This is a genomic window from Bradyrhizobium sp. OK095 (assembly GCF_900109945.1).
Classification (GTDB): domain Bacteria; phylum Pseudomonadota; class Alphaproteobacteria; order Rhizobiales; family Xanthobacteraceae; genus Bradyrhizobium.
This window is the reverse complement of sequence record NZ_FOBX01000005.1, coordinates 1-15,369: the sequence shown is the minus strand read 5'-3', so window position 1 is coordinate 15,369 and position 15,369 is coordinate 1. Positions and strand designations below refer to the sequence as shown.

Genomic DNA, 15,369 nt, shown 5'->3' with positions numbered 1-15,369 from the left:
CTAGTCTCCTTCGTCAGGATCGATCTCGCCCCGCCGCACGCGGTCGGCGGCCAGGCGATGTTTCTTGGTATTGGTCGGGGCCGGCTTCTTCGTCGGCTTGGTGTTCTTGGTGGTCTTTTCGCTGATCTCGGCATGCGGTGCCTTCGGCGGCTCGATGCCGAGATCGCGGCGCATCTCGCGCGCCGCGGCCTTGCCGCGGCGCATGGATTGCGCGATCAGCTCGTCGGTCAGTACCAGGCGTGCCTCGCCGATATCTTCCATCGCCAGGAGAACGTCGATGTCGTTGCCGGCCTTGGCGTCGTCGCGGCGCAGATGCACGCGGTCGCCTTCGACAGCACCGAGCGTCCCGCGGAACCGCTTCCGCCCGTCATGGGCGACCGCCATATCGATCTTCACGAGATGCCCGACATAGCGTTCGAAATCGGAACGACGCACCAGCGGACGGTCGATTCCCGGCGAGGAGATTTCCAGCCGGTAGGCGCGATCGATGGGGTCGGCGACGTCGAGCACGGGCGACAGCGCTCGCGAGATCGCCTCGCAATCCTCGACCTGCATCGATCCGTCCGGCCGCTCGGCCATGATCTGCACGGTGCAGCCCGCTTCCCCGGAAATGCGGATACGCACCAGACGGTAGCCCATGCCTTCGAGCACCGGACCCGCAACCGCGGACACCCGCGCAGCCGCACCCGGCTCGACCACGAGCCTTGGTTCGGCCAGCAACTCGGCATCCGTGGAACCAGCGTTCGGTTCGGTCATATCAGGGGTCAAGGCGCTCGTTCGTTAACGCTTGGGTTAAGGCTTGGTTAAGACTCCAAAGCCCGCTTCGGAACTTTCCCGACAGCGCGTCGGGCCGCATCTTCCGCCAAGCCGCGTTCAGGTAATAAAAAAGAGCGGGTCCTTTCGGGCCCACTCTCACTACGCGGATCGTATGAGAAGATGAATTGGCGCTGATATAGCCCGTTCCGCCCTCCCGGACAAGGCCCATCGCGGGCCAGACGTGGCTTTTTGCGGCCGGCCTGTGGCCCCCCTCGCGCAACGCTTCCTTCACCTCCGAGGCCTAAATTCCCTGACTGTGGGGCGGCTTGGACCAAGGGCGCACCCGCGGCGTGCCCTATACGAGTTTGCGTTTTCATGACCGTTGCCACGTCGCTCATTCCCGGACTGGACGATATCGTCAAACGCGGCGACCCCCGGCGTCGCGGCGAGATCGCGCGCGCGATCTCCCAATTGTTCTTCCAGGACGCCGAGAAGCTCCGTCCCGATCTCGTCGACCTCTTCGACAATCTGCTGATCGATCTGGTCCCGCATGCCGAGCTTGCCTCGCGTGTCGACCTCGCCGAACGCTTCTCACGCCTGAACAACGCGCCGCCGCATCTGGTCACTCAGCTCGCGCGCGAAAACGAGATCGCGGTGGCGGGTCCTGTGTTGCGCCGTTCGCCGGTGCTCGACGAAGCAGCGCTGGTGGAGATCGCGCGGCTGAAGGGCCAGGGTCATCTGCTGGCGATGACGGAGCGTCCCGTTTTGCCGTCCGTCATCACCGACGTGTTGGTCGAGCGCGGCGATCGCGATGTGGTGCGTCGCGCCGCCGGCAATGCCGGTGCGGTGTTCTCGCCTGGCAGCTATTCCGAGCTGATCAAGCGCGCGTCGCAGGACGGTGTGCTGACGCTGAAGATCGGCCAGCGCAATGATCTCTCGGGCGATCACCTGAAAGAGCTTCTCAACGGTACGCTCGACGTCATCCGCCGCCGCCTCTCCAGCGTGGTCAATCCCGCGCGCCAGGTCGAGATCAAGCGCGCGATGGCCTCGATCGAGGAGGCGTCGCTGCCGCCGGGGCCGCGTCGCGATTTCTCTGCGGCGCAGCGCACGGTGCTCGCCCTTCATCGCGAGGGTCATCTCGGCGAAAGCGCGCTGCTCGGCTTTGCCAAGGCGCACAAATACGAGGAATCGATCGCCTCGCTCTCGGCGATGGCCGGCGTTCGTCTCTCGATCCTCGATCGCCTGATCGCGGGAGACCGCTACGATCCGATTTTGATCCTGGGGCGGATGCTGAATCTCGGCTGGCCCACGGTACGCGCAATGATCCTGATGTGGTACGGTTCACATCGCACGCCGGCTGATGCCGATCTCGAGCAAGCGCGCGTGAACTTCACGCGCCTGATGCCGTCGACGGCCGAGCGCGTCGTGAAATTCTGGCGCAACCGGCAGACGATCTAGCTTCGCGCTCCGTCATTGCTCTGACGGCTAGCCGTCCCGCCTGAACCGCAGATACGTCGTCTTGCGACCTTCGCGCGTGGCTTTGCGGCCGTAGCGCGTCATGGTGTAGCCGTCCCATGGTTGCCGGAAATCGTCGGCGCGCTCCGCGAGCCATTTGAAATCCGGTGAGCGCGCAAGATGCGACAGCGTCCACGCGCAGTAATCGTCGATGTCGCAGACGAAGCGGAATTCACCGCCGGGCTTGAGCACGCGCGCCATCGCGGCGATCGTCCGGTCCTGGACGAAGCGCCGCTTCCAGTGCCGCCGCTTCGGCCAGGGATCGGGATGGATCAGGTCGATCCGCGATAGCGAGGCCTTCGGCAGCCAGGCCAGCAGCTCGGCGGCATCGCCGGCGAACAGGCGGATGTTGTCAATGTCGACGGCTTCGATCTGCGCGAGAATCTTTGCCATGCCGTTGACATAGGGCTCGCAACCGATGAAGCCGGTTGTGGCGAAGTTCTGCGCTTCGGCCGCAAGATGTTCGCCGCCGCCAAAACCGATTTCGAGCCGCACATCGTCCGCCGCGGGATCGAAGATCTCGTTGGCGCTCGCCGGCGCTTCGCCCTCGATGTCGAGCGCGAGCTGCGGCAGCAGATGACCGATCAGCTCGGCCTGGTGCTGCCTGAGCTTGTGGCCCTTGCGGCGCCCGAAGAAGGCGCGCTCGCTGTCGTCGCGGTCGGGGTCCGACTTGCGCTCGCTCATCGCAGCGTCTGATACAGGCGATAGAGCAGCCGTGCGCGCGGCTCGAGCGACGAGACATAGAGCTGCTCATAATGGGTGTGTGCGCCCTTGCCGTCGACGCCGAGCCCGTCGAGCGTGCCGGTGTAGGGCGCGGTAAAATTGCCGTCCGAGCCGCCGCCGGTATAGGTGTCGATCAGTTCGAAGCCGATCTCCGTGGCGAGCGTCTTGGCATGCTCGTACAGCGAGGCTCCTGCATTGCCCTTCTCATAGGGCGGACGGTTGAGCTCGCCGGTGACCTTGACGGTGACGCCCTCGGTCTTCGATGTCAGCCCGAGGATCTTGCCGACGAATTCGTCCGCGTCGCTGAAGCTCGGGACGCGCAGATCGATTTCGGCATAGGCTTCTTCCGGCGTCACGTTTGGGCGCGTGCCGCCGCGCACCAGGCCGACATTGACGGTGACGCCGCGCGCCAGATCGTTCATCGCCTCCAGCGTCTGGATGACGTTGGCGAGTTCGCGGACGGCGCTGCGGCCGTCTTCGGGCCGCGAGCCGGCATGTGCGGGCACGCCCGTGATGAAAACCTTGAAGCGTCCGACACCCTTGCGTCCGGTGACGATCTTGCCGCCGTCGCGCGCGGGCTCCGTCACCAGCACGTATTTGGCCTTGCGCCCTTCCTTCTCGATCAGTGCGCGCGAGGTGGGGCTGCCGATCTCCTCGTCGGAGGTGAACATGTGGGTGATGCCGAGCGGCGAACGATTTGCGTCGGCACAGAGCGCACGAAACGCGTGATGGGCGATATAGGCGCCGCCCTTCATGTCGTAGATGCCGGGGCCGAACGCGCTGTCGCCTTCGACCTTGAACGGCAGGCGTTCGATGAATCCCAGGGGATGAACGGTGTCGAGGTGGCTCAGCACCAGGATGCCCGGCTGCTCCTGTCCCCAGGTCGAGCGTGCCAGCAGATGATCGCCGCAGCCGTCGACGCCGGCGACGCGCTCGAGCGTGACGGGCAGATCGCGGTGTTGATCCGCGACCAGCGACACGAGTTTGTTGACTTGTTCAGGAGCTTCCGTCGGCGTCTCGATCTCCACCCAGCGGCGGATGCCATCGAGAATAGTTTGGGAATCGAACCAATTTGAGCTGGCCATGGAAGTATCTGTGCCTTTGAATCGCATCATCTGAGAGGGCGCGCATCAATACGCGACCGCAAATGACGACATAGGCCAGATTTGGCGCAGCCTCAAATCGGATTGAGCTGGCGCGTCAGCGCTTGTCGGGACCTTCGCGGGCAGCGATCTGCTCGACGAGATCGACGATCGAGCGGCGCATCTTCGAATCGGCGATTCGGGTGAACGCCTTGGTCAGCGCGAGACCTTCGGAGGTCGCGAGGAAGTCCGAGACGTAAGAGGGCGAAGCACCTTCTGCAAAGCCGTCCGGCCCGGCGACGCCGCTCGGGCCGCCCTCGAACAGGAACGACACCGGCACCTGCAGAATCTCGGAGATCTGCTGAATGCGGCTCGCGCCGACGCGATTCGTGCCCTTCTCGTACTTCTGAACCTGCTGGAAAGTCAGGCCCAAAGCTTCACCAAGCTTTTCCTGGCTCATGCCCAACATGATGCGGCGCATGCGCACGCGGCTGCCGACATATTTGTCAACAGGGTTGGGCGCTTTCGACATTTCCTCAGCCTCCAAACACCACCTTCAGCGCAATCGAGAGAATGCCTCAGGTGCCAGCAGCGTAAAAATCAAACCCTGTTATTGAGAAACATTGCGGAGAAATTTAGCAATGCCGACTGTCTTTCGCAGCGGGTGCAGAATGAGGAACCCGCGTGCAGTCTGTCAACCGTGGGACTACGGTTGTCAAAGGATTCCGGCGGTTCGACCGAAAACCGCTAGCGACGGTGTGATCACGGGTGCCGTTTGGCAACACGTCGACGGACTGCGAGAATCACGGCCAGCGCGACCAGCATGGCTGCGGGTACGTCGCCGACCCGCGCATAGATAGTCGGCGGGATCGCTGCAGGCAGGCTTGCATCCAAAATGCCTTCGGTTCCGAGTCCGAGGCTGGCGATAGTTCGTCCCACCGGATCGATCACAGCGGAGATGCCGGTATTGGCGGAGCGGACCAGCGGCAATCCCAGTTCGATCGCGCGCATCCGCGACTGCTCCAGATGCTGATAGGGGCCGGTCGAGATGCCGAACCAGCCGTCATTGGTGAGGTTCACGATCCAGCCTGGACGCTCGTTGCGTCCGGCAACCTCGCCGGGAAAGATTGCTTCGTAGCAGATCAGTGGGAGTGCGCTTGGTGCGCCCGGCACGATGAGCGCGTGCCGCACAGTTCCGGGAATGAAGCCGCCGCGCATCCGCGTGAGTTGCTCGAAGCCGAGCTTCTCCATCAGATCCTGGAAGGGCAGGAATTCGCCGAACGGCACCAAGTGCAGCTTGTCGTACACAGCGAGCACGCTGGCGTCGTGATCGATCACATAGATCGAATTATAGGCACGCGTGACCGGCGTGCCCCGCGGCAGATCCGGCGCGCGGACCGAACCCGTGATCAGCACCGTGCCCTTCGGCAGCAGCTCGGCGATTTGCGCCATCGCGTCGGCTTCGCGGGTCAGGAAGAACGGAAAGGCGGATTCCGGCCAGATCAGGATGGTGGCATCGCGTACGCCGGTCGATTGCGGTCCGGAGGCGCGGTCCGACAACGCGAGGTACTTCTTCATCACCTCCGTCTTGGCGGCGTAGTTGAATTTCGCATCCTGCTGGAGGTTCGGCTGCATCAGGCGCAGCTTGGTGCCCGCGACCATCGTGGTCGGATGCAGCGACAGGCGGACCGCGCCGAAGATGCTCATGACAATCAGAAGCGCGACTGCCGCGGCCGGCGCGCGCCACGCCGGGCGGCGATCAGGCGTGCGATCGATCAGCGACGCCGGGCTCGCAAAGATCGCGATGCTGAGGAACGTCATGCCCCACAGGCCGAGCAACGACGCGGTCTGCGCCAGCGGCAGCGGCTCGGACAGCGCATAGCCGAACGCGTTCCAGGGAAAGCCGGTCAGGACGTGACCGCGCAGCCATTCGGCGATTGTGAGGCTTGCGGCGAGCGCGAGGATGCGCGTGGCATCCTTGGTCCAGAGCAGGCGGGCCAGCGCAAAGCCGATCGCGGTGAAGATCGAGAGATAGGCCGGCAGGCCGAGCACGGCGAACGGTGTCAGCCAGGCGAATATATCCGCGTCGACGAAGAAGGCCTTGCCGATCCAGTAGAGGCCGGGCACGAAATAGCCGAGCCCGAACCAGTAGCCGGTCAGCGCCGCGGCGGGGACGCCGTTGTAGCGTCCGGCGCCGGCGCCGTCGATCAGCCAGACCATCACGGGCAGGGTGAGGAACAGCACCGGGAAGATATTGAACGGCGCCAGCGCCAGCACCGACAGTGCGCCGCACCCCATCGCGATAAGCGCGCGCTTCCATCCCCAGGTCAGGATGATGGCAAGCGCAATCTGCCGAAATCGCTGGAACACGCTCACTGCGGACCAGTCCTGTCGGATGGCGGCGGGGCGGGCGTGTCGCTGGACGGCGGCTGGCCGCTCTCCGGTGCGGGATCGCGGCGACGGCTCTCGCGCTGGGTGCGCGGTGCGGGGCGTTCCTTCCGGGTCGAGATCCGCAACCGCTTGACCCGGCGCGGATCGGCATCGAGCACTTCGACCTCGTAATGGCCGGGGCCCGAGATCACCTCGCCGCGCACCGGCAGGCGTCCGACGAAGCTGACGAGATAACCGCCCAGCGTCTCGACTTCCTCGCCGGCTTCGCCAGTGACGAAATCTGCACCGATCACGGTGCGGACGTCATCGAGGCTGGCACGGGCATCGGCGATGAAGGCGTTGTCGGGCAGGCGCACGATCGAGGGCGGCTCGTCGCTGTCGTGCTCGTCGTCGATCTCGCCGACGATCTGCTCGACGATATCCTCCAGCGAAACCAACCCGTCGCTGCCGCCATATTCGTCGACGACCAGCGCCAGATGGATGCGCGTGGCCTGCATCTGCGCCAAAAGGTCGATCGCCCGCATCGACGGCGGCACATAGAGCAACTTGCGGATGATGCGCGCGTCGCCAAGCGGCAGCGCGAGATCGACGGTACGCAGATCGAGTCCGGACGGCAGTGGTTTCTTGCGCTTGGTCTTGGTGACGTCCGACACGCGCGCGCGGGCGGTCATGAACGTGAGCAGGTCGCGGATGTGGACGATGCCGACGGGATCGTCGAGCGTCTCGTTGTAGACCACAAGGCGCGAATGGCCGGCGCTCTCGAAGCGGCCCATCAATTCGCCGAGCGGGATGTCGCGCCTCACCGCGATGATGTCGGCGCGATGCACCATGACGTCGGCGATGCGGCGCTCGTGCAGACCGAGAATGTTGCGCAGCATGGTGCGCTCGACGGTCGAAAAACCGGTGTCATCAGGCGTCGTGGCATCGAGCACGACCTGGAGATCGTCTCGCACCGAGCCCGCCTTCCAGCCGAACAGCGTGCGGATGGCGCGCAGCAGCCAGCCATCCGCGGTCGGTCGCAGGACCTCGCCCGGCGTCACCACGGCCGGCAGGTTCGGCGTGTTGCGCGGATTGTCGTGGATCGGTTCGGAATCCGGCATCTCAGTGCGTCCCTGCGCGGTCAGCATAGGGATCGGGGATGCCGAGATGAGCCAGGATCCGCGTTTCCAGCGCCTCCATCTCCTCGGCGTCGCCGTCGTTCTCGTGGTCGTAGCCGACCAGATGCAGGAAACCGTGCACGGCGAGATGGCTCAAATGATGCTCGAACGACTTGTGCTCCTCGTCCGCCTCGCGCCGCATGGTCTCGTAGGCGATCGCGATGTCACCGAGCATGCGTGGCGCATCGCCCGGCTTCCATTCGCCCTCCGGCTGGAGCGCGGGAAACGACAGCACGTTGGTCGGCTTGTCGATGCCGCGCCAGTTGCTGTTGAGCGTGCGGATACCGGCATCGTCGGTCAGCATCACCGCCACTTCGGCGTCGGCAACGTCTTCGTCGACAGATTCGGCGGCAGCCGCCACTGCGCGCTGGATCACGGCTTCGGAATCAGGTTCGCGCTGCCAGCAATCGGCAACGACGAGGACCTCGGTCATGGGAAGGTTGGGGTGTGACATTGTCTTTGTTCGGAACGAAGGGGCGACATGTCCGCGCCCCCTATGGTCCGGCTGTTGTCTCGTCAGGATTTACCGGCGGCCGGCCGCTGCGGCTGCCCTTCATAGGCAGAGACGATTCGTGCCACGAGTTCATGGCGGATCACGTCTTCGGCTTTGAAATGAACTTGCGCAATGCCTTCGACACCGTTGAGCAGGCGCGTCGCCTCGGCGAGGCCCGAGGTCTGGCCGTTCGGCAGGTCGATCTGCGATGGATCGCCCGTCACGATCATGCGGCTGTTCTCGCCCAAACGTGTCAAAAACATCTTCATCTGCATCGATGTGGTGTTCTGCGCCTCGTCCAGGATGATGGCGGCGTTGGTCAGCGTGCGGCCGCGCATGAAAGCGAGCGGCGCGATCTCGATCTCGCCGGTCTGGAGCGCGCGCTCGACGATGCGTGCATCCATGAGGTCGTAGAGCGCGTCGTAGATCGGGCGAAGATAAGGATCGACCTTCTCGCGGAGATCGCCGGGCAAGAAGCCGAGCCGCTCGCCGGCTTCCACCGCCGGGCGCGACAGGATGATCTTGTCGACTTCCTTGCGCTCGAACAGTTGGGCGGCATGCGCGACGGCGAGCCAGGTCTTGCCGGTACCGGCCGGGCCGACGCCGAACACCAGCTCATGCCGCTTCAGCGCGCTTATGTAGGAATTCTGCGCGGCGGTGCGTGCGCGCACCGGGCGCTTGCGCAAATTGATACTGTCGAAGCTCGATTTGGCCGATTTGGCGTCGAACTCGAACAGCGAGCCTTGGGCGATCACGGCGCGGATCGCGCCTTCGACCTCGCCCTGGTCGAGGTCCTGTCCCTTCACCGCCTGGGCGTAGAGCGTCTCCAGCACGCGGCGGGCGGCGTCGCAGCCGTCGCGTGAGCCGCCGATGGTGATGTGGTTGCCCTTGGAGTCGACCACGACACCGAGCCGCCGCTCGATCTGCGCCAGATGCTGGCCATAGGGGCCGACCAGCGCGGACGCGGCGCGGTTGTCGTCGAAGTCGATGACGACCTGGGTTTCGGGCGGAACTTGCATGTCGCGATCAAATTTGCGGCTGGGAGCAATAGAAGAAGACGAATCCGATGCACTTTTGGGCAAGGGTTCAGGCTCCACTGGCTTGCGATAAAGCGGGCTCGCGCGCGTTGCGCGGCGTCACGAGCTCGCCGAGGAAGCTGTAGCGCTCGAGGCTGTCGATGCGCACGGGCAGGATTTGTCCGATGATGTCGGGCGAGGCCATTACATGGGCGGGCTGCAGGAATGCGGTGCGGCCGACGATCTGGCCGTCCTTGCGGGCCGGACGTTCGAACAGCACGTCCACCGTTGAGCCAATCGCAGCCTTGTTGAAGGCCGATTGCTGGCTGTCGATCAGTTCCTGGAGCCGCTCCAATCGCTGGTCCATCTCGGCGGGGGGCACCGTCTCCTGCATATCCGCGGCCGGCGTTCCCGGCCGGGCGGAGTATTTGAACGAATATGCAGCAGCGTAGCCGATTTGCGTGACAAGCGCGAGAGTGGCGAGAAAATCTTGCTCGCTTTCGCCAGGGAAGCCCACGATAAAATCTGATGAAAAAGCAATGTCTTGGCGCGCGGACCGGAAACGGTCGATAACTCCTCGATAATCATCGGCGGTATGCTTCCGGTTCATAGCGGAAAGAATCCGGTCCGAACCCGACTGTACCGGCAGGTGCACGAACGGCATCAGCTCGCCGAGATCGCGATGAGCCGCAATCAAACTGTCATCGACGTCGCCGGGATGGCTGGTCGAATAGCGCAGCCGCGCAATGCCGGGAATTTTCGCCAGATGTTCGAGCAATCGGCCAAGCGGCCAGGTTTTTCCGTCAGGCCCCTCGCCATGATAGGCGTTGACGTTCTGCCCGATCAGCGTGAGCTCGCGCACGCCGTTGTCGGCGAGCCGCTTCACGTCGTCGACGATCTTGGTCACGGGACGCGAGACTTCCGAGCCCCGCGTGTACGGCACGACGCAGAAGGTACAGAATTTGTCGCAGCCTTCCTGCACGGTGACGAACGCGGAAATGCCGCGCGCGCGGATCGCATCGGGTTTCGGCTGGGCCAGGAAGCCGAACTTGTCCGCGGCGGGAAACTCGGTCTCGATCGCGCGGCCTTCGTCGCGCGCGCGCTTCAAAAGCTCCGGAAGGTGATGATAGCTCTGCGGACCGACCACGACGTCGACGGCAGGCGCGCGGCGTGTGATCTCCCCACCTTCGGCCTGCGCCACGCAGCCCGCGACCGCGATCTGCATCGCGCGGCCGTTGCGCGCGGCCTCGTCCTTGGCGACGCGTAAGCGCCCGAGCTCGGAATAGACCTTTTCTGAGGCCTTCTCGCGGATATGGCAGGTGTTCAGGATGACGAGGTCGGCGTCCTCGGCGTTGGCCGTCTCCACGAATCCTTCCGGAGCCAGCGTGTCCACCATGCGCTGGGCATCGTAGACGTTCATCTGGCAGCCATATGATTTGATGTGCAGCTTGCGCGGCGGCTTCATGGAACCCGGAATTGAGGTGGAGGACGACCCTCAGATATAGGCTGGAGGGGCGAAAATCCAGCGAAGGGAGCCGTTTGGATCGTCATTCCGGGGCGCTCGCGGCGCGAGCGAACCCGGAATCCGGAGGTTTTGGCCGAGATTCCGCCCCTCATGCGGGTTTACGCATGCCCCGGAATGATTGCGAGAGGACCAAAATCAACCTGCCGGAGCGTCCGTCGCGGCCCGCCGGACCAGTTCCGGCAATTGCCGCATATCGTCAAAGGTCAATCCGGCGCCTGCTGCCCGCAGCCTGTCGGCGTGGCCGGGCGGGCAGTGGCTGCCGCCGTGAAAGCCGAGCACGGTCATCCCGGCGGCGTGCGCACCGGTGACCCCGGGGACGCTGTCCTCGATCACGACGCACCGCTCGGGAGCGACTCTCATTTGTTTCGCGGCAAACAGAAACAGATCGGGCGCGGGCTTGCCGCGTGCGACCTGGCTCGCCGAAAAAATGTTCGGAGCGAGCAAGTCATACAGCCCGGCGCAGGTCAGCCCGTGATGGATCTTCTCCGGCGTGCCGCTCGATGCCACGCATTTTGGCAAATCGATCGCGCGGATCGCGGCAGCGACATGGGTGATCGGCTGCAAATCGCTGGCATAAAATTGCAGCGTGGCTGCACTCACTTGGCTCTCCAGATCGTCCGGGAGACTGCGGCCGATTTCCTGCTCGACCATCCGCCGCGCGTCCTTCTCGGACACGCCGAGGAAGCGGACCAGCACCTGCTCCGACGTGATCGGATAGCCGTGTCGCGTCAGCACATCCGCATGCGCACGACAGGAAATCACCTCGCTGTCCACGAGCACGCCGTCGCAGTCGAAGATGATGAGGTCGACAGGCACTAAGGCATGATCCGGAAAAGTGTGAAGCGGTTTTCCGACAAGATCATGCCACTTATGACGTCGGCTTGTCGTCGTCGAGCGGGACGCAATAGAGCTCGAGCCGGTGATCGACCAGCTTGTAGCCGAGCTTGCGGGCGATCTCCGCCTGAAGTTTCTCGATCTCTTCGGAGGTGAACTCGATCACCTTGCCGTCGCGCAGATTGATGAGGTGGTCGTGATGGCTGTCGCGCATCGTCTCGTAGCGCGCACGGCCCTCGCGGAAATCATGGCGTTCGATGATGCCGGCATCCTCGAACAGTTTGACGGTGCGATACACGGTCGAGATCGAGATCTTGTCGTCGACCGCGACACAGCGGCGGTACAATTCCTCGACATCGGGATGGTCGACCGCCTCCGCGAGCACGCGGGCGATGACACGGCGCTGCTCGGTCATGCGCATGCCGGTGGCGGCACAGCGGCTTTCGATGCCGGACGCCTTGGATGCGGGGGAAGATTTAAGTCCAGTCATGTGTTGTCTGCCTGAGGGGGCGCTTTCTGCCATCAATATTACGACAAGTCACGGCGCATCAGAAGTGCGTTCAATTGTTCCCCGTTCGGCTGCTTATAGTAGCGTTCGCGGCGCCCGACCACCATGAATCCGGCCCGGTCGTAGAGCCGCCGCGCCGGCTGGTTATTCTCCTCGACTTCGAGAAATATGATGCGCACGCCGCGCCCTGCGAGATGGCCGAGATGGGTCATCAGCAGCGTGCGGGACAGGCCGCGGCCGCGATGGGCCTGGTCGACCGCAATCGAGAGGATTTCCGCTTCGTCCGCGCCGATCCGCGACACCGCAAAGCCGATCGTCTTGCGGCCAAGGCGCAACCGATGCACGAGCGTGTTGCGCTCGCTGAGCATGGTCTCGAATTCGCCTTCGCCCCAGCCATGCGCGAAGGAGGCGCCGTGAAGCTGTGCGAGCCGTGCGGCATCGCGCGCGGAGGCGGGCTCGACGGCGGCGGTGCCGCCGCGCCACCATTCCGACAACCATCTCATCATGAGCTTGCGGCTTGTACTGCGAGCGGCGGAAGTCGCGCCGGTTTTGCGTCGGGCGCCTTCAGATAGAACGGCCGCGCCGGCGTGGTCTCGGGATTGGCCGCGGCGCCGAGCCAGGCGACCCAGCTGATGTCGGGGGCGGGTTGGTCGTTGACCGCAACCGGCTGCGGCCCATCCTTCGGCCAGCGATCGGCAAGGATTTTTGCGGCGTTGCCGACCAGATGCGGCGCCCCGAATTGCGAGGCCGCGATCGCTTCGTCGATGGACGCGACGCCCGGCCGCACCAGCTGGCTGCCGTCGCCGGCGACGATCTGGAAATAGACGTGATCGTGCCGCGCATCGATCGCCGAGATCACAGGCGCCGTTCCGCTCTGACCGACGACGGTGGCGGCATAGGCGGATAGCGTCGTCAGGCCGACAGCGGGCCGCTTCGCCGCGAGCGCAAGGCCGCGCGCCGCCGAGATGCCAACGCGAAGGCCGGTAAAACTTCCGGGGCCGACGGTGACGGCGATGCGGTCGAGCGCCGTGAAGGCGAGGTCGGCCGATTGCATCACGCGCGCGATCATCGGCATCAGCGCTTCGGCGTGGCCGCGCTTCATGAGCAACTGCTCCTGCGCAAGGAGCTGGCCGGCGTCGGTGTCGAGCACGGCGGCCGCGCACGCCTCCAGCGCGGTATCGATGGCAAGGATCAGCATCGAATCAGCTTAGTCGGTTCCGCCACGGTCGAACCAGTCCAAGTTTGATTTCTCGACAGGCGCACGATCGGCCCCGTAATTCTACGTGCACGGGAATCGGCAAAAGCTCTCGCGCCCGCTTCTTGAAGCAGATGCATCAAATTGCAACCTCTGAGTTGTCTAAGTATTTGAAATATTTCCATTTTAAGGAAAGGTTAGCAATCATAAGACACCTTTCAGGCGCGGAAGGCGCGTTAGCGACGACCGGAACGAAACATTCGAGCGGTCAAACCGCGCATCGTCCGGTCCTTTGGAAGGGTTTCTTTTATGTCTTTTTGGCGAGGCAGATCTTCCGCGCGCGAGGCGATGGCTCAGGTCAGTGCGCTCTCGAAATCCCAGGCGGTGATCGAATTCAATCTGGACGGCACCATCCTCACCGCCAACCAGAATTTTTTGGGCGCGATGGGCTACCGGCTCGACGAGATCCAGGGCAAGCACCACAGCATGTTCGTGACGCCGGACGAGCGGGGCAGCGCGGCCTATCGCGAGTTCTGGGCGTGTCTTGGCCGCGGCGAATACCAAGCCGCCGAGTACAAGCGGCTCGGCAAGGGCGGCCGTGAGATCTGGATCCAGGCGTCCTACAATCCGATCATCGACGAGGCCGGCAAGCCGGTGAAGGTCGTCAAGTTCGCCACCGACATCACCACGCGAAAAATCCGCAGCCTCGAGGATGCCGGCAAGATCTCCGCGATCGGCCGCGCGCAAGCCGTGATCGAGTTCAATCTGGACGGCACCATCATCACCGCCAACGAGAATTTCCTGGCCACTGTCGGCTATCGTCTCGACGAGATTCAGGGCCAGCATCACCGAATGTTCGTGGGCGCAAGCGAGCGCGACAGCGCCGCCTACCGCGAGTTCTGGGCGAAGCTTGCCCGCGGCGAATTCCAGTCGGCCGAGTACAAGCGCTTCGGCAAGGGGGCTAAGGAGGTCTGGATCCTCGCCTCCTACAATCCGATCCTCGACGACGCCGGCAAGCCGTTCAAGGTGGTGAAGTTCGCCACCGACATCAGCGCGCAGAAGCTGACGAATGCAAATTTCGCCGGGCAGATCGAGGCGATCGGCAAGTCGCAGGCCGTGATCGAGTTCGATATGGACGGCAAGGTTTTGACCGCCAACGAGAACTTCCTCGGCGCGCTCGGCTATACGTTGTCCGAGATTGCCGGCAAGCATCACAGCATGTTCGTGAGCGCTGATGAGCGCGAGGGCGAGGCTTATCGCGCCTTCTGGGCTAGGCTGAACGCCGGCGAATTCCAGTCCGGCGAATATCAGCGCGTCGGCAAGGGCGGCCGGCAGGTGTTCATCCAGGCCTCCTACAATCCGATTCGCGATCTCAACGGCAAACCGTTCAAGGTCGTGAAATACGCGTCCGACACCACGGCGCAGGTGATCGCGCGCAAGCGCAGCGAGAAGGTGCGCAGCATGATGGAATCGGTCGCCGCCGGCGCCGAAGAGCTGAACGCTTCGGTACGCGAGATCGCCGAGGCAATGACCCGCTCGCGCGAGACGGCGTCGACCGCCGTCGTCAAGGTCGAGGTGGCTGACCAGCAGGCGCATCGGCTGACTCAGGCGGCGGAATCGATGAGCACGATCGTGCAGCTCATCGGCAACATCACCGGTCAGATCAATTTGCTGGCGCTGAATGCCACCATCGAATCCGCGCGCGCCGGCGAAGCTGGTCGCGGCTTTGCTGTGGTTGCGTCCGAGGTGAAGAACCTCGCCAACCAGGCCAAGCAGGCCGCCGACCGGATCGAGCAGGAGATCAGCAATCTCAACGGCATCTCGGTCGACGTCGTCGCCGCGCTGGAGCAGATCAAGGGTGCGATCCAGGGCGTCAGCGAGTACGTCTCGTCAACGGCCGCGGCGGTCGAGGAGCAGAGCACGGTGACCCAGGAAATGTCGGCGAGCATGCGCCGCGCCGCAGAGGAAGCCGCCAGCATCGGCCAAGCGGCGTAGCGAGATTTCGTAGGGTGGGCAAAGGCGCTCTTGCGCCGTGCCCACCACTTCAATCGTCGTCGTAAAGAAGGTGGGCACGCTTCGCTTTGCCCACCCTCATATGAGGGCTTTTAAGTCAAGCGTGCCGAACGGGGCTTGGGTATAGATCTTTGCATTTGGCGTGGAGGCGGCGCGCGGAG

At 64.0% G+C, this 15,369-nt stretch carries 15 protein-coding genes; 2 read left to right on the top strand and 13 right to left on the bottom strand.

Annotation, left to right across the window (positions count from 1 at the left end; genetic code table 11):
* Positions 1-756 (bottom strand): ribosome maturation factor RimP, encoded by a 756-nt coding sequence (rimP, locus tag BMW89_RS14380; RefSeq protein WP_092027393.1) that lies wholly within the window; start codon positions 754-756, stop codon positions 1-3.
* A gap of 375 nt (positions 757-1,131) precedes the next feature.
* On the opposite strand from rimP, the gene BMW89_RS14375 reads away from it, so the two are divergent.
* A complete protein-coding gene (locus BMW89_RS14375; RefSeq protein WP_092027391.1) occupies positions 1,132-2,214 on the top strand; it encodes a DUF2336 domain-containing protein in 1,083 nt (360 codons plus the stop codon).
* A 27-nt stretch (positions 2,215-2,241) separates the two neighbouring features.
* Here the strand turns inward: BMW89_RS14375 and trmB are convergent, their stop codons facing one another.
* The 12 genes from trmB to tsaB all read right to left on the bottom strand — a co-directional run bounded on the left by trmB (position 2,242) and on the right by tsaB (position 13,198).
* The gene (trmB, locus tag BMW89_RS14370) at positions 2,242-2,955 is read right to left on the bottom strand and encodes a tRNA (guanosine(46)-N7)-methyltransferase TrmB (protein WP_092027390.1); all 714 of its coding nucleotides are present in this window, start codon (positions 2,953-2,955) and stop codon (positions 2,242-2,244) included.
* On the bottom strand, positions 2,952-4,109 hold the full coding sequence (locus tag BMW89_RS14365) for a M20 family metallopeptidase (RefSeq protein WP_092027388.1): 1,158 nt from the start codon (positions 4,107-4,109) through the stop codon (positions 2,952-2,954). Before BMW89_RS14365 ends, trmB begins: the two co-directional genes overlap by 4 nt.
* Before the next feature lie 85 nt (positions 4,110-4,194).
* Positions 4,195-4,608 (bottom strand): helix-turn-helix domain-containing protein, encoded by a 414-nt coding sequence (locus tag BMW89_RS14360; RefSeq protein WP_092027386.1) that lies wholly within the window; start codon positions 4,606-4,608, stop codon positions 4,195-4,197.
* A 230-nt stretch (positions 4,609-4,838) separates the two neighbouring features.
* Positions 4,839-6,452, bottom strand: a complete 1,614-nt coding sequence (gene lnt / locus BMW89_RS14355; protein WP_092027384.1) for an apolipoprotein N-acyltransferase — start codon at positions 6,450-6,452, stop codon at positions 4,839-4,841.
* Positions 6,449-7,567, bottom strand: a complete 1,119-nt coding sequence (locus BMW89_RS14350) for a hemolysin family protein (RefSeq protein WP_244547596.1) — start codon at positions 7,565-7,567, stop codon at positions 6,449-6,451. The genes lnt and BMW89_RS14350 overlap by 4 nt, the downstream gene beginning before the upstream one ends.
* A gap of 1 nt (position 7,568) precedes the next feature.
* A complete protein-coding gene (gene ybeY / locus BMW89_RS14345; protein ID WP_244547595.1) occupies positions 7,569-8,057 on the bottom strand; it encodes an rRNA maturation RNase YbeY in 489 nt (162 codons plus the stop codon).
* Between the two features lie 83 nt (positions 8,058-8,140).
* Positions 8,141-9,199 (bottom strand): PhoH family protein, encoded by a 1,059-nt coding sequence (locus BMW89_RS14340; RefSeq protein WP_177196055.1) that lies wholly within the window; start codon positions 9,197-9,199, stop codon positions 8,141-8,143.
* Positions 9,200-9,203: 4 nt separating this feature from the next.
* Positions 9,204-10,598 (bottom strand): tRNA (N6-isopentenyl adenosine(37)-C2)-methylthiotransferase MiaB, encoded by a 1,395-nt coding sequence (gene miaB, locus BMW89_RS14335; RefSeq protein ID WP_092027376.1) that lies wholly within the window; start codon positions 10,596-10,598, stop codon positions 9,204-9,206.
* Between the two features lie 195 nt (positions 10,599-10,793).
* The gene (locus tag BMW89_RS14330) at positions 10,794-11,474 is read right to left on the bottom strand and encodes an HAD family hydrolase (protein ID WP_092027374.1); all 681 of its coding nucleotides are present in this window, start codon (positions 11,472-11,474) and stop codon (positions 10,794-10,796) included.
* A 52-nt stretch (positions 11,475-11,526) separates the two neighbouring features.
* A complete protein-coding gene (locus BMW89_RS14325; protein WP_092027372.1) occupies positions 11,527-11,982 on the bottom strand; it encodes a Fur family transcriptional regulator in 456 nt (151 codons plus the stop codon).
* A gap of 38 nt (positions 11,983-12,020) precedes the next feature.
* Entirely contained in the window at positions 12,021-12,506 is a 486-nt protein-coding gene (rimI, locus tag BMW89_RS14320) for a ribosomal protein S18-alanine N-acetyltransferase (protein WP_092027371.1), read from the bottom strand.
* On the bottom strand, positions 12,503-13,198 hold the full coding sequence (gene tsaB, locus BMW89_RS14315) for a tRNA (adenosine(37)-N6)-threonylcarbamoyltransferase complex dimerization subunit type 1 TsaB (RefSeq protein ID WP_092027369.1): 696 nt from the start codon (positions 13,196-13,198) through the stop codon (positions 12,503-12,505). Before tsaB ends, rimI begins: the two co-directional genes overlap by 4 nt.
* Positions 13,199-13,543: 345 nt before the next feature.
* Between tsaB and BMW89_RS14310 the strand changes: the two genes are divergently transcribed.
* On the top strand, positions 13,544-15,190 hold the full coding sequence (locus BMW89_RS14310; RefSeq protein ID WP_092027368.1) for a methyl-accepting chemotaxis protein: 1,647 nt from the start codon (positions 13,544-13,546) through the stop codon (positions 15,188-15,190).
* Positions 15,191-15,369: the final 179 nt, after the last annotated feature.

Bases quoted from the DNA above. Each gene is read 5' to 3' on its own strand.
- ybeY (WP_244547595.1), bottom strand. From the start codon at position 8,057: ATGACCGAGGTCCTCGTCGTTGCCGATTGCTGGCAGCGCGAACCTGAT.
- tsaB (WP_092027369.1), bottom strand. From the start codon at position 13,198: ATGCTGATCCTTGCCATCGATACCGCGCTGGAGGCGTGCGCGGCCGCC.
- rimI (WP_092027371.1), bottom strand. From the start codon at position 12,506: ATGATGAGATGGTTGTCGGAATGGTGGCGCGGCGGCACCGCCGCCGTC.
- miaB (WP_092027376.1), bottom strand. From the start codon at position 10,598: ATGAAGCCGCCGCGCAAGCTGCACATCAAATCATATGGCTGCCAGATG.
- BMW89_RS14325 (WP_092027372.1), bottom strand. From the start codon at position 11,982: ATGACTGGACTTAAATCTTCCCCCGCATCCAAGGCGTCCGGCATCGAA.
- BMW89_RS14360 (WP_092027386.1), bottom strand. From the start codon at position 4,608: ATGTCGAAAGCGCCCAACCCTGTTGACAAATATGTCGGCAGCCGCGTG.
- trmB (WP_092027390.1), bottom strand. From the start codon at position 2,955: ATGAGCGAGCGCAAGTCGGACCCCGACCGCGACGACAGCGAGCGCGCC.
- rimP (WP_092027393.1), bottom strand. From the start codon at position 756: ATGACCGAACCGAACGCTGGTTCCACGGATGCCGAGTTGCTGGCCGAA.
- BMW89_RS14350 (WP_244547596.1), bottom strand. From the start codon at position 7,567: ATGCCGGATTCCGAACCGATCCACGACAATCCGCGCAACACGCCGAAC.
- BMW89_RS14375 (WP_092027391.1), top strand. From the start codon at position 1,132: ATGACCGTTGCCACGTCGCTCATTCCCGGACTGGACGATATCGTCAAA.
- BMW89_RS14365 (WP_092027388.1), bottom strand. From the start codon at position 4,109: ATGATGCGATTCAAAGGCACAGATACTTCCATGGCCAGCTCAAATTGG.
- BMW89_RS14310 (WP_092027368.1), top strand. From the start codon at position 13,544: ATGGCTCAGGTCAGTGCGCTCTCGAAATCCCAGGCGGTGATCGAATTC.